This is a genomic window from Mesorhizobium sp. WSM4840 (assembly GCF_055811755.1).
Window position 1 is genome coordinate 102,018 of sequence record NZ_JBVVQD010000022.1, and the last position, 12,901, is coordinate 114,918.

The window sequence follows — 12,901 nt, forward strand, 5'->3', positions numbered from 1 at the left end:
TCCGCTTCTTGTTGGGCCAGAACGGCTCGCAATGGCTGTTGGCCAGAGTCCACCGCAGAGGGCCGGCCCGCTAAATCTGTTTCATCAGCCGCAGCCGACCTGCGCGGTGCCCGTCTCGTAGGCAGCGCGCCGGGCCGTCAGCCTAAACGGCATGTCGCCGAGTTCACGCTCCGACATGGTGTCGAGCACAGGATGCGACAGCGGATCGGTCGCCCATCGGGTGGTCTCGCCTTCATGCGACCGGCCTTGCTCTGTACCGGCAACGGAAAAGACCCTGAGCAGTGATAAAATCTTCATCGGATTTTCCTCAAGTGGTCTGCTTGTCTCCCTAAAATCTGCCATTCTGCCCGATGTTTCAATTGAGATTTCAACCGTGACGGTTTAGAAAAACTGCATGGCCATGCTGAACCGCGTCCACCTCAACGGCCTGCGCGCCGTGGAAACCGTCGCCCGACTGGGATCGCTTTCGGCTGCAGCGAGCGAACTCAACGTGTCCGCCAGCGCCGTCAGCCAGCAGATCAAGCGGACAGAGAAGCAGCTGGGCCAGGCGCTGTTCGAGCGGACGGCAAGCGGTCTCGTGCTGACCGAATTCGGCACCGTCTTCACCGCCCGGCTCGGGGCAGGTTTCCGCGAACTCGCGCAAGCCGTGGCGCTCGCCGACCAGGCCTCCGAATGCACGCTGGTGGTTTCGGTCGCGCCGGCTTTCGCGTCGAAGTGGCTGCTGCCGAGACTGTCCCGTCATTTCGCCCGGCATCCGAATGTGCTGTTGCGCATCGACGCCTCGGTGCGAATTGCCGATCTCGATCGCTCGGATATCGACATCGCCATCCGGCTTGGCGACGGGACGTGGCCGGGTGCGCGGGCGGAATTGCTGCTAGCGCAGGAGTTCTTCCCGGTCTGCGCCCCGGTGATCGCCGACAAACTGAAATCGATCGAAGATCTTGCCCTGACCTGCGCGATCACCGACGAACGGGCGATGATCAGTTGGGAAAGCTGGTTCGAGGCCGCCGGGGTTAAGCCGATCACCTTCCTCAAAGGCGCGCGCTTCACCGACCCGATGCTGTGCCTGGAATCGGCGATCGCCGGCCACGGCGTCATGCTCGGCTGGCAATTGCTGGCTGCCGACGCGCTGGCCGACGGCCGCCTTCTCGCCCCCTTTGGCGTCCGCGCCCAGAGCGGGCTCGGCTATTGGCTGGTGACCTCCGCCACCAAGACCGAAAGCCGCAAGGTCAGGGATTTCAAGGTCTGGGTCCGCGAAGAGATAGCTGCGACCATGGCGCATTTCGGGTCGCTCGCCAGCGCGAACTGAACCCCCCGCGTGCAATCGCGGTGGAAAGGAGAGCCGTGCGGGTCTATGTAAGAACCAGACTCCCACATCGCGACAGGCAGGATCATGACCACACATTCGCGCGGCGTTTCCGCAACGATCGACCCGGTGAAACTCGACAGGCTGGCCGAAGCCGCCATCAAGGTCGGGCTGCAATTGCAACCGGGGCAGGATCTGGTGCTGACATCGTCGATCGCAGCTCTGCCTCTGACGCGACGGATCGTCGAGCATGCGTACAAGGCCGGCGCCGGCCTGGTGACGCCGATCTTCAACGACGACGAGATGACGCTGGCGCGCTTCCGCTATGGCGCCGATGCCGGCTTCGACCACGCCGCCGGCTGGCTCTATGAGGGCATGGCGAAGGCCTTCGCCAACAATGCGGCGCGGCTTGCCGTGCGCGGCGAGGATCCGTCGCTGCTGTCGGGGCAGGATCCGGCGAAAGTGGCGCGCGCCAACAAGGCGAATTCAGTCGCCTACCAGCCGGCACTGGAGAAGATCACCGGCTTCGACATCAACTGGAACATCGTCGCCTACCCCGACCTGGCCTGGGCCAAGCAGGTGTTTCCCGGCGATACCGACGACGTCGCCGTGGCAAAACTCGCCGACGCCATCTTTGCCGCCTCACGGGTTGATGTGGACGACCCGATCGGCAACTGGAAGGCGCACAATGCGGCTCTGCGCAGCCGCACCGAATGGCTGAACGGCCATAATTTCCATGCGCTGCATTTCACCGGACCCGGCACCGACCTGACCGTCGGGCTGGCCGACGGCCATGAGTGGATGGGCGGCGCCTCGACCGCCAAGAACGGCGTTACCTGCAATCCGAACATCCCGACCGAGGAGGTTTTCACCACCCCGCATGCAAGGCGCGTCGAAGGCCATGTTTCGAGCACCAAGCCACTGTCCTATCAGGGCACGCTGATCGACGGCATCGCGGTGCGTTTTGAAGGCGGCCGCATCGTCGAGGCGAAGGCTAGCCGCGGCGAGGATGTGCTGAAAAAAGTGCTCGATACCGATGAAGGCTCACGCCGGCTCGGTGAGGTCGCGCTGGTGCCGCATTCCTCACCGATCTCGGCGAGCGGACTGCTGTTCTTCAACACGCTGTTCGACGAGAACGCCGCCTGCCACATCGCGCTCGGCCAGTGCTATTCGAAATGCTTCATCGACGGCGCCTCGCTCAGCCAGGAGGAGATCGCGGCGCGTGGCGGCAACAAGAGCTTTATCCATATCGATTGGATGATTGGTTCGGACAGGATCGACATCGACGGCGTCGGCAAGGACGGCGGCCGCGTACCGGTCATGCGCAAGGGCGAGTGGGCGTAAGGAGCCGCCAGCAAGCCGTCTTGGCGGTCAGCCCCGGAGTTGACGATGAAACTCGATATCAAGGTCAAGCGCATCTACGAGCCGCCCTCGCCTGGCGATGGGCAGCGGGTGCTCATAGACCGCGTATGGCCGCGCGGCGTCCGCAAAGAAGACGCCGCGCTGACGCTATGGCTGAAGAACCTCGCGCCAAGCGATGAATTGCGCAAATGGTTCGGCCACGAGCCGACGCGCTGGATGGAATTCCAGCAGCGCTATCGCGGCGAGCTCGACAGGAACAGCGATGCGGTCGGCCAGTTGCGCGCCCTGCTCGACAACGGCCGGGTGACGCTGCTCTACGGCGCCCAGGACGACTTGCACAATAACGCGGTGGCCTTGGCCGACTATCTCAGCCTGAGGGGCTGAGGCAGCGCGCACGCTGCCGGTTGTTCGCTGGTATAGCGGTGCTTATTCGATATCAACGTCGGGGGCAGCAGTCTTTGCGTTCACCCTCTCAAGCAACGCTAGTAATCCCTTTAGAATTTCGATTGGCGATGGCGGGCAGCCCGGAATGTGCAGATCGACAGGCAGCACCTCCGACACGCCGCCGACGACTGCATAGCTCCCGGCGAAACAGCCACCGTTCCTGCCGCAGTCGCCAAGCGCGACCACCCATTTGGGATTGGGAGTTGCGTCATGAGTCCGTTTCAGTGCCTCGCGCATGTTTTTGGTGACCGGCCCCGTGACAAGCAGCACATCGGCATGGCGCGGCGACGCGACGAACCGGATTCCGAAGCGTTCGACGTCATAGAAGGCGTTGTTGAGCGCATGCATTTCGAGTTCGCAGCCGTTACATGAACCAGCGTCGACCGCCCGGATCGACAGGCTGCGGCCCAGTCGCTTGCGGGCAGCGCCGTCTAGCGCGCGCGAGAGTTCGTCGATCGCCGTCTGGCTCGCCTTGGGCGGACGCTCTGTGAGAGGGGGCCGTGTCAGGCCTTCGAAGAGGTGCTTGCGCATGGCGGAATGCCTTAGAGATCGTGACCGGAGTAAGAGCAGTTGAATGACTTGTTGCAGAGCGGAAAGTCGGCGACGATGTTGCCTTCAATGGCCGCCTCAAGCAGCGGCCATTGAAACCATGACGGGTCACGCAGGTGACAGCGCTCGATCATACCGCCTTCGCCAATGCGCAGCCAGGCCAGAATGTCGCCCCGGAACCCCTCGACCAGCGCCATGCCTTCACGCGGCCCGCCGGTCTTGGTGACGCCGGTCTTGGTGACGCCTGTCTGGGTAACACTCGCCTCGGCGACATCGACGCGGATCGGGCCGTCAGGCAGCCTTTGAAGGATCTGGTCGGTCAGCGATAAGCTCTGCTCGACCTCGTGGATGCGGATCCAGACGCGCGCATTCACGTCGCCCTCCTGAAGGAGCGGGACGTCGAAGGCGAGTTCGTCATAAGGCGGGAAGCCTGGGCTGCGCCGCGCATCGAACTCTCGGCCGGAGGCGCGGCCGACATAACCGCCCGCTGCGTATTGCCGGGCAAGGGCCGGCTTGAGCCGGCCGGTCGCGACGGTCCTGTCCTGCAGCGACGCCGTGTTGTCGTAGAGTTCGATCAAATGGGGGAACCGCTGCCTGATCTCCACGACGAGGGTCCGGATCGCGGCCGTTCCCGCCTCGCTAAGGTCGCTTGCCACCCCACCCGGCACGATGCGGTCGCGCATCAGGCGATGTCCGAAGGCCGCATCGCTGGCGCGCAAAACCCGTTCGCGCAGCACGCCGCAATGGGTATGCATGAGCGCGAAGGCAGCGTCGTTGCAGATGGCGCCGATATCGCCCAGATGGTTGGCAAGACGCTCCAGTTCCGCCATCAGCGCCCGCAACCAGACGGCGCGCGAGGAAATCTCGACGCCGAGCGCCGCTTCGACCGCGCGAGCAAAGGCCAGCGAATACGCCACGGTGCTGTCGCCGGACGTCCTCCCCGCCAGTTTGGCCGCGCGCTCGACAGGCGAACCTGTCATCAGGCCTTCTATGCCCTTGTGCACGTAGCCGAGACGCTCTTCCAGCCGGACAATTATTTCGCCGCTTGCCGTGAAGCGAAAATGCCCCGGCTCGATGATGCCGGCATGCACGGGCCCGACCGGGATCTGGTGCAGGCTTTCGCCTTCCGCGGGAAGGAAGCGGTAAGAGGCCATGGCTGGCGCATGAGCCGGCGCTGCTGATGCTTCCGCCGCCAATGCCCCCGCTGCCACGGGATGAATGACGCCCCATTGGCCGTGATCGAGCCAGCGGCGTGTGTCAGGAAGCCCTTGCGGCAGCAGCCCGAACAGGTCCGCGGCGGCGCGCTCGAGGCGCAGTGCCGGTGGATGCCGCTGGCCGACCGATGGGTAGCGGCCGCCGGGGCATTTCAGGCTGATGACGCCGATATCAGCCGCGTCGAGAAGCGCCATGTGGACGGTGTCCGGCTCGCCCCAAAGACCGAGCAGGCTCCAGCGGCCCTCGGCAAGCTGCTCGACGGCAAGGTTCCAAGCCTTCGGCGCCACCATGGCGCGCCGCCAGGGGACATGGTGCTCGACAGGGCGTCCGGCCTCGATGAGGTCGGTCAGCGTGGGCATCTTTCTTTTGCTCATCCGCTTCATCCCAGGATGGTCGCGACATGCTGGAACCACGTGACCAGAGGTGCCGGCAGGTAGATGCCGGCGCCAAACACCAGGGCCAGGTGGGAATACATCGGCACGTAGGATGCCTCGACGGGCGCGGTGCCACCGCGCGGCTCGCCGAAGGCGACGCCAGTCAGCCGCAGCAGCAGGGCGCCGAAGGCGATGAGAAGCCCGAACACCAGTGGGATCGCCAGAAGCGGCTGCCTCGCAAAGGTCGAGCTGACGACCAGGAATTCGCTCATGAAGATGCCGAGCGGAGGCAGGCCGGCAATGGCAACGACGCCGATGACGAGCCCCCAACCGAGTCCGGGATGCGTTTCCGTCAGCCCTCTGATGTCGGCGATTTTTTGTGTTCCCTTGACCTGCGCGATGTGCCCGACCGCGAAGAAGATCGCCGACTTGGTCAGGCTGTGCATGACCATGTGCAGCAGGCCGGCGAAGTTCGCGAGCGGGCCGCCCATGCCGAACGCGAACACGATGATGCCCATGTGCTCGATCGAGGAGTAGGCGAACAGGCGTTTGATGTCGCGGCGGCGGTAAAGCATGAAGGCCGCGAAGATGAGCGAGGTGAGCCCCATTGCGACCATCAATGGTCCCGGGGCTATCGCCTCCGGGCTTGCCGCGAGCAACAGCTTGAAGCGCAGCACGGCATAGAGTGCGACGTTCAGCAGCAAGCCCGAGAGCACCGCCGAGATCGGCGTCGGGCCTTCGGCATGCGCGTCGGGCAGCCAGGCATGCAAGGGAGCAAGGCCGACCTTGGTGCCGTAGCCGAGCAGCAGAAAGACGAAGGCGACGTTGAGCAAAGCCGGGTCGAAATGCGCCGCCTGTTCGATGAGCACCGTCCAGACCATGGCGTTGGTGCCCTCGCCGACGACCGGCTGTGCGGCCATGTAGACGAGGATGGTGCCGAACAGCGCAAGCGCGATGCCGACGCTTCCCAGGATGAAATATTTCCAGGCCGCCTCCAGCGCTTCATGCGTGCGATAGATGCCGACCATCAGCACGGTGGTCAGCGTCGCAAGCTCCACCGCCACCCACATCAAACCGATATTGTTCGACACGAAGGCGAGGTTCATGCCGAACATCATGATCTGGTACATCGCGTGATAAAATCGCAGGTTCGGCGCGGTCAGCCGGCCGGTCTCCAGTTCGTGCGCAATGTAGGACGCGCTGAACACGCTGGTCGTGAAGCCGACGAATGTGTTGAGCACGATGAAAACGATGTTGAGATCGTCGACGAGCAGGTATTGGCCTGGCTGCGGCCGGTCGGTGATGAACAGCGACAGCGCGGCGAGTAGGGTCAGGAAGCTCGCGGCGACGTTCAGGCCTGCCGACATCCGGTAATTCGGCAGCGCCGCCAGAAGTGCGGCCGCGCCGACGGGTATCAGCAGGATGGCGGCCACCGCGTCGAAGGGAGCGGTCAACGGCGTTCTCCCCTGTAGTCGTCGAGCGCGCCGACATCCACCGAGTCGAACCGCTCGCGGATGCGGAACAGGAAGACACCGATGACGATGAAGGCGATCAGGATCGAGAAGGCGACGCTGATCTCGACGACCAGCGGCATGCCCTTGGCGCCGGTGGCGGCCAGCACCAGGCCGTTTTCGAGCGACATGAAGCCGACAACCTGGCTGACGGCGTTGCGGCGGGTGACCATCACCAGCAGGCCCAGCAATATTATCGACAGCGCGAATGCGAGATCCTCGCGGGCGAGCGGGTCGGCTTCGGGTGTGACCCGCAGCATCAGCACCATCGACAAAGCCACCAGACCGATGCCGGCAAGCATGGTCGGACCGATGCCGACGGCGGTCTCGATGTCGCGGTGGATGCCGAGCCGCTGGATGATGCGATGAAGCCCGACGGGAATGACGATCGCCTTGAAAATGAGGGCGATCGCCGCGGTGACATAAAGGTGATGGGCGTCCTGGACGTAGGCCTGCCAGGCCACGGACGAAGCGAGCACGATCGCATGAAGCGCAAAGACGTTGATCAGCGCAAACAGGCGATCCTGATACAGCATCATGAAACTGACCAGCACCAGCCCACCGGCGAGCAGATGAGCGATGTCGAAGGTGAGACCGTTCATCAAAGGCTCCGTGAGACGAACAGCAAGAGCGTGCCGAGCAGCGCCAGCATGAGGGCGGCACCGAGGAAATCCGGGACGCGGAAAACGCGCATCTTGGCGATGGCGGTCTCGAACACGGCAAGCAGAATGCCACAGGCGGCAAGTTTGCCGATGTAGACAACGACGCCCAGAGCATAGGACCCTGGTCCGGCCCGAGCGGTCACCAGCCCCCACGGAATGAAGACGCAGCAAATCAGCGACACATAGAGCAGCAGCTTGAGGAAGGCGGCGAACTCGATCATCGCTAGATGGCGGCCGGAATATTCCAGGATCATCGCCTCGTGAACCATGGTGAGTTCCAGGTGGGTGGATGGATTGTCGACCGGTATGCGGGCGTTTTCGGCGAGCGCCACCATGACGAGAGCGATCAGCGACATGCCGAGCGAGACCCGCAGGCCGACATCCGGCGAAGCCATGACGGCGGCGACGGTGGAGAGTTGCGTCGCGCCGGCGACAAGCGCCAGGCTGAACACGATCAAAAGCATGGCGGGCTCGGCCAATGAAGCGATCATCACCTCGCGGCTCGCGCCGATGCCGCCAAAGCTCGTGCCGACATCCATGCCCGCCAATGCCAGGAAGAACCGCGCGCTGCCGAGCAGCGCGACAATGGCGATGAGATCGGCGGTCCAACTGAAGGTGAGGCCGGTTGCGAATGTCGGGATGAGCGCGGCGGCGACCCAGGTGGCGGCAAAGATCAGGTAGGGTATGACGCGAAACAGCCAGGATGCGTTGTCCGCCAGGACGACCTCCTTGCGCATCAGCCGCAGGAGATCGCGGTAGGGCTGGAACAGCGAAGGTCCCCGGCGGCGCTGCAGTCTCGCCTTCACCTTGCGCACGAAGCCGGTCAGCAGCGGTGCCAGCAAAAGCACCAGCACCATCTGCGCGCCCTGGACGGCCAGTTCAAGGATCAGGGCCATAGCGCGAGCACCAGAAGCAAGGTGACGAGGTAGAGGAAGACCAGGGTCAGATAGCGCCGGATGGTCAGGAACTGCAGATGGTTCAGCTTCTCGGTCGCATAGCCGACAGCGCCAGCGATCGGCTGGTAAAATGTCTCCCAGATCACATCGTGGATTTCCACAGTGAGGCGTGCCGGCCCGGTGGCGCCCGGTGGTGGCATTTCCACCTTTTCCCGGGCACGGAATGCGAATGTGCCGAAGACGCGGCGAATGGGCTGCGCGAAACTGACGGCCGTATATTGCGCGGCCGGCGTGACGTCGGGAAAGCCGCAACCCCATGCGGGGCCGCGACGCAGCGCATGCGAGGCGAAGCGGTGAATGACGAACGCCGCAAGCGATGCGGAGATTGCAATGAACACAAACACCAGCAGGCCGTTGTAGGAGCTGCGGCTCTCGGCGATCGGCACGATCGACAGCCAGGGCTGCGCCATCTGCACCGGCATGCGGTTGCCGATCAGCGAAAGCGTCACCGGTGACAGACCGTCTATGATCAGGCCCGGCAGAATGCCGGCAAGCAGACAAAGGGCCGCGAGAACGAACATTGCCGCCAGCGAGTAGCGGTCGACCTCCTGCGCCTGCTCCACCGCCGCGGAGCGTGGCCGGCCGAGAAATGTGATACCGAACGCCTTCACGAAACAGGCCGCGGCCAGCGCCGCCGACAGCGCCAGCAGGCCACCGACAGCGGGCACCATCACCTTCAGGCCCCATTGCGGCAGATCGGGGCTCTGCAATATGGCCTGGAAGGCCAGCCATTCGGAGACGAAGCCGTTGAAGGGCGGCAGTGCTGAGATCGAAACGCAGCCGACGAGAAAGACAAAACTGGTCAGCGGCATGCGATGGATAAGACCGCCCAGCTTCTCCATGTTGCGCTCGCCGGTCGCCGTCAGCACCGCGCCCGCGCCGAAAAACAGCAGGCTCTTGAAAAAGGAATGGTTGAGAACGTGGAACAGCGCGGCGGTGAGCGCCAATGCTGCGGCCGACGGCATCGCGTTGGCCTTGAAGGCGAGCGCGAGGCCAAGGCTAACGAAGATGACGCCGATGTTTTCGATGGTGCTGTAGGCAAGGAGCCGCTTGAGGTCCTTCTCCATCAAGGCGTAGAGGATCCCGAGCACCGCCGTCAGGCCGCCAAGGAAAAGCACGACGACGCCAGACCACCATGCCGGCTCACCGAGCAGGTCGAAAATGACGCGTATGAAGCCATAGACGGCGACTTTCGTCATGACACCGCTCATCAGGGCCGAGACATGGCTTGGCGCCGCCGGATGAGCAAGCGGCAGCCAGACGTGGAGCGGGACAAGGCCGGCCTTTGAGCCGGCGCCGAGTAGTATGAGAACCAGGGTGGCGGCAGCGACGAACCGGCTTGGCTCGGCGGCTCGCATCGCGTCGAATGTGTAGGTTCCGTCCGGTCCAGCCAGCAGGCCGAAAGCGAGCAGCAGCGCCAATGTGCCGAAGCTCGCCATCAGCAGATAGATGTAGCCTGCCCGTGTATTGTCCTGTTCGCGATGGTGCGCCATGACGAGCGCCCACGAGGCGAGCGACATGAACTCCCAGGACAGCAGGAAGGTGAAGGCGTCGTCGGCCAGCACGACAAGATTCATGCCGGCAAGAAAGGCCGGGAAAAACGGCAGCACCCGGTGCGGCGCAGGTTCGTGATGGCCGTAGCCAAGCCCATAGAGGCTAGCTACCGCGCCGCCCAGATTGACGACGACCAGAAAAAAAGCCGACAGCGCGTCGAGACGGAAATGAGCGCCGATCCACGGCAGTCCGAGCGGCAGCGTAACAGTGGATACGCCGGCAGGATCGCCTGTCAGCCCCGCTGCGGCGATCGCGAACATGACGGCCGAGATGCCGAGGATTGCGCCATAGGCCAGATGCGTCGCCGAGCCGCGCCGACTGACAGCGACGGCCACTATGGCGGTTCCCAAAAACGCGGCGACACCCCACAAAAGGAGGGCAACGATCGACATCACGGCAGGCTCCCGCCTACCTCGGCTTCCGCTTCGCCGACGCCGGAAATCCTTGCCGGATTGAGGCCCGCCTTCAGCCGCACGCCCCGTCCGCCAGCCTGGCTGGTCGCGCCTTCCCCGATCAACTCGATGCCGGCAGCCTCAAGTGCTGCAATCAATTTCATCAGGGAATCGACATTGCCCCGGATCATCGCCTCGCTGGCTTCCATGCGCTGAATCGTCGGGACCGAAAGGCCGGACAATTCGGCAAGCCTGCGCTGGTCGATACCGAGCAGCGCCCTGGCGGCGCGCAATTGTGGTGCAGTTATCACCGGAGACCCTTCGGCTCAGCTTTGACATATGATGTCTCAGCGTTGCAGCATACATTGAAATGTTCTATCGTCAATTACTGATGTGTGAGGCATCGATTTTGATGGCGACCCCTGAACCACATCGCCCGGAATCCAGAAGCAGTCGAAGATTCTCTCGACATGGACGATGCCGCGGCTGCAGCATCGCCTTAGGCAAGAGTGCAGTCACCCGCAACGGCTGCTCCCGCGTGCAGTTAATGTATCCTCGTGTAATACCGGTCATGGTAGCGGCTGACGACCTCGGCCGCCTCGTGGTCGGACCACTAATCATTGATCATCCGGTCGCGAATCCCCTCAGGCGACACGCAGTTCCGTGGCCGCATCGAAGAGATGTACCTTGCCCGGCAGTACCGAAAGGTTGATCGCGGCGCCGGCGTTGCGGCGCTGGTCACGCGGCACCACGGCGACAGCGTCGTATCCCGCCACGCGCAAATGAATCTGAACATCCGCGCCGGTCGTTTCGGACAGCACGACCTCGCCCTTGATCTCACCCGCATCCGAAATGCCGAGATCGTGTGGCCGCACGCCCATGATGACCTTTTGGCCTGGCTTCGCCTTGATCTGCGGTGACAGGCCGATCGACACGCCTTCGGCGACGAAGCGAGGACTGCCGCCGGCGGTCTCGACAGCGCCGGCGATAAAGTTCATCGAAGGCGAGCCGATGAAATCAGCGACATATTTCGAGTTCGGACGCTCGTAGACCTCGTCGGGCGTGCCGATCTGCACGATCCTGCCGGCGTGCATCAGCACGATCTTGTCGGCCATCGTCATCGCCTCGATCTGGTCATGGGTGACGTAGATCGTGGTCGTGCCGAGACGGTTGTGGAGTTGGCGGATTTCCACGCGCATATGTGTGCGCAGCTTCGCGTCGAGGTTGGAGAGCGGCTCGTCGAAGAGGAAAACGGCCGCATTCCGCACCATGGCGCGGCCCATGGCGACGCGCTGGCGCTGGCCGCCCGACAGTTCCTTGGGGTAGCGGCCGAGGTAGGGCGTGAGATTCAGGATTTCCGCCGCCCATTCGACCTTCTTCCTGATCTCCGCCTTTGGCACGTTCGCCACTTCCAGACTGAAGCCGATATTGTCGAACACCTTCATTGTCGGATAGAGCGCGTAGTTCTGGAACACCATCGCGATGTCGCGATCGCGCGGGTGAACATCATTGACCCGCCTGTCGCCGATCAACAGGTCGCCGTTGGTCACGCTCTCAAGCCCTGCTGTCATGCGCAGGAGCGTGGTCTTGCCGCAGCCCGACGGGCCAAGAAGGACGACGAATTCGCGGTCGGCAATCCCGAAGGAGATGTCCTTCATCACCTCGACATGCCCGAAACTCTTGGCGATGTTCTTATATTCTACGGTAGCCATTCTCTCTCTCCAGAAGCCCGGATTCGGGTCGTCAGTATTTCTGCCTGGTCGGCGTGATGACGATTTCCTGCACGAGAGCGTTCTGCGGCATCTGGTAGGTGTGCAGCATGAGGTCAGCGACGTGCTCCGGTCCGATGCCGCCGCCGATCTTGAGCTTATTGGCCTTGTAGTTGGCGAGCGTCTGCGGATCGAGGACGCCGCTCAGAACTTCGGTTTCGATCACCCCGGGCGAAAGCACGACCACGCGGACGTCATAGTCGGAAAGATAGTCGCGCAGCGATTCCGACACGGCGTGAACGAAGAATTTCGTCCCGCAGTAAACGGTATGATCCGGATAGATTTTTCGGCCGGCGATCGAACTCATCATGAACAGCGTTCCATGACGGCGCTCCATCATGCCCGACATCACGGCGTGGACCGAATTCAGCACGCCTTTCGTGTTGATGTCGATCATCTCGTCCCATTCCTCGGGCGGCTGGCGGCCTATGTCGGCAAGACGCGCGATGCCGGCATTGGCAAAAAGCATGTCGACCGGTCCGTATTCTGCTTCCGCCTCCTTCACGGCGGCTGCGATTGCGGCGCGGTCGCGGACGTCGACCTGCCGGGCCATGCTGTTGGGGAGGTTCAGCGCCTCCATGCGCTCCAGACGGCGGGCCATCATCAGAACAGGATGGCCGGCGCGCGAAAACACCCTGGCGACCGCCTCGCCGATACCAGAACTCGCTCCTGTCACTGCTACGAGCTGTTTTCCAGCCATTGCTTTTCCTCTTGGGGATTGTCGATACCCGGGGTGGGGGGGGGGGGGGGGGGGGGGGGGGGGGGGGGGGGGGGGGGGGGGGGGGGGGGGGGGGGGGGGGGGGGGGG

General features: G+C 63.4%; 13 protein-coding genes. 3 read left to right on the top strand and 10 right to left on the bottom strand.

Annotated features, from left to right (window positions below; genetic code table 11):
- Positions 1–84 precede the first annotated feature (84 nt).
- Positions 85–297 carry a hypothetical protein gene (locus AC0L3I_RS25825; RefSeq protein WP_473528697.1) on the bottom strand — a complete coding sequence of 71 codons (213 nt, stop codon included), beginning with the start codon at positions 295–297 and terminating at the stop codon, positions 85–87.
- Positions 298–394: 97 nt separating this feature from the next.
- Here AC0L3I_RS25825 and AC0L3I_RS25830 point away from each other — a divergent pair, with 97 nt between their 5' ends.
- The 3 genes from AC0L3I_RS25830 to AC0L3I_RS25840 all read left to right on the top strand — a co-directional run bounded on the left by AC0L3I_RS25830 (position 395) and on the right by AC0L3I_RS25840 (position 3,052).
- Positions 395–1,309 carry a LysR substrate-binding domain-containing protein gene (locus AC0L3I_RS25830; protein WP_473528698.1) on the top strand — a complete coding sequence of 305 codons (915 nt, stop codon included), beginning with the start codon at positions 395–397 and terminating at the stop codon, positions 1,307–1,309.
- Between the two features lie 84 nt (positions 1,310–1,393).
- A complete protein-coding gene (locus AC0L3I_RS25835; RefSeq protein WP_473528699.1) occupies positions 1,394–2,650 on the top strand; it encodes an aminopeptidase in 1,257 nt (418 codons plus the stop codon).
- Positions 2,651–2,695: 45 nt separating this feature from the next.
- Positions 2,696–3,052 carry a DUF488 domain-containing protein gene (locus AC0L3I_RS25840; RefSeq protein ID WP_473528700.1) on the top strand — a complete coding sequence of 119 codons (357 nt, stop codon included), beginning with the start codon at positions 2,696–2,698 and terminating at the stop codon, positions 3,050–3,052.
- A gap of 42 nt (positions 3,053–3,094) precedes the next feature.
- Here the strand turns inward: AC0L3I_RS25840 and AC0L3I_RS25845 are convergent, their stop codons facing one another.
- The 9 genes from AC0L3I_RS25845 to AC0L3I_RS25885 form a co-directional block, all read right to left on the bottom strand.
- On the bottom strand, positions 3,095–3,643 hold the full coding sequence (locus tag AC0L3I_RS25845; protein ID WP_473528701.1) for an NADH-quinone oxidoreductase subunit B family protein: 549 nt from the start codon (positions 3,641–3,643) through the stop codon (positions 3,095–3,097).
- Positions 3,644–3,654: 11 nt separating this feature from the next.
- A complete protein-coding gene (locus tag AC0L3I_RS25850; protein WP_473528709.1) occupies positions 3,655–5,235 on the bottom strand; it encodes a hydrogenase large subunit in 1,581 nt (526 codons plus the stop codon).
- Between the two features lie 20 nt (positions 5,236–5,255).
- Entirely contained in the window at positions 5,256–6,704 is a 1,449-nt protein-coding gene (locus AC0L3I_RS25855; RefSeq protein ID WP_473528702.1) for a hydrogenase 4 subunit F, read from the bottom strand.
- Positions 6,701–7,363, bottom strand: coding sequence for a hydrogenase-4 component E (locus AC0L3I_RS25860; protein ID WP_123147006.1), 663 nt, complete (start codon positions 7,361–7,363; stop codon positions 6,701–6,703). Before AC0L3I_RS25860 ends, AC0L3I_RS25855 begins: the two co-directional genes overlap by 4 nt.
- Positions 7,363–8,319, bottom strand: coding sequence for a respiratory chain complex I subunit 1 family protein (locus AC0L3I_RS25865; protein WP_123147005.1), 957 nt, complete (start codon positions 8,317–8,319; stop codon positions 7,363–7,365). The genes AC0L3I_RS25860 and AC0L3I_RS25865 overlap by 1 nt, the downstream gene beginning before the upstream one ends.
- Positions 8,310–10,325: a hydrogenase 4 subunit B gene (hyfB, locus tag AC0L3I_RS25870; protein WP_473528703.1), complete on the bottom strand. Its 2,016-nt coding sequence runs from the start codon at positions 10,323–10,325 to the stop codon at positions 8,310–8,312. The genes AC0L3I_RS25865 and hyfB overlap by 10 nt, the downstream gene beginning before the upstream one ends.
- Positions 10,325–10,636 carry a helix-turn-helix domain-containing protein gene (locus tag AC0L3I_RS25875; protein WP_473488243.1) on the bottom strand — a complete coding sequence of 104 codons (312 nt, stop codon included), beginning with the start codon at positions 10,634–10,636 and terminating at the stop codon, positions 10,325–10,327. The genes hyfB and AC0L3I_RS25875 overlap by 1 nt, the downstream gene beginning before the upstream one ends.
- Before the next feature lie 333 nt (positions 10,637–10,969).
- Positions 10,970–12,037, bottom strand: a complete 1,068-nt coding sequence (locus tag AC0L3I_RS25880; RefSeq protein ID WP_473488244.1) for an ABC transporter ATP-binding protein — start codon at positions 12,035–12,037, stop codon at positions 10,970–10,972.
- A gap of 31 nt (positions 12,038–12,068) precedes the next feature.
- Positions 12,069–12,794 (bottom strand): SDR family oxidoreductase, encoded by a 726-nt coding sequence (locus AC0L3I_RS25885; protein WP_473488245.1) that lies wholly within the window; start codon positions 12,792–12,794, stop codon positions 12,069–12,071.
- Between the last annotated feature and the right edge of the window lie 107 nt (positions 12,795–12,901).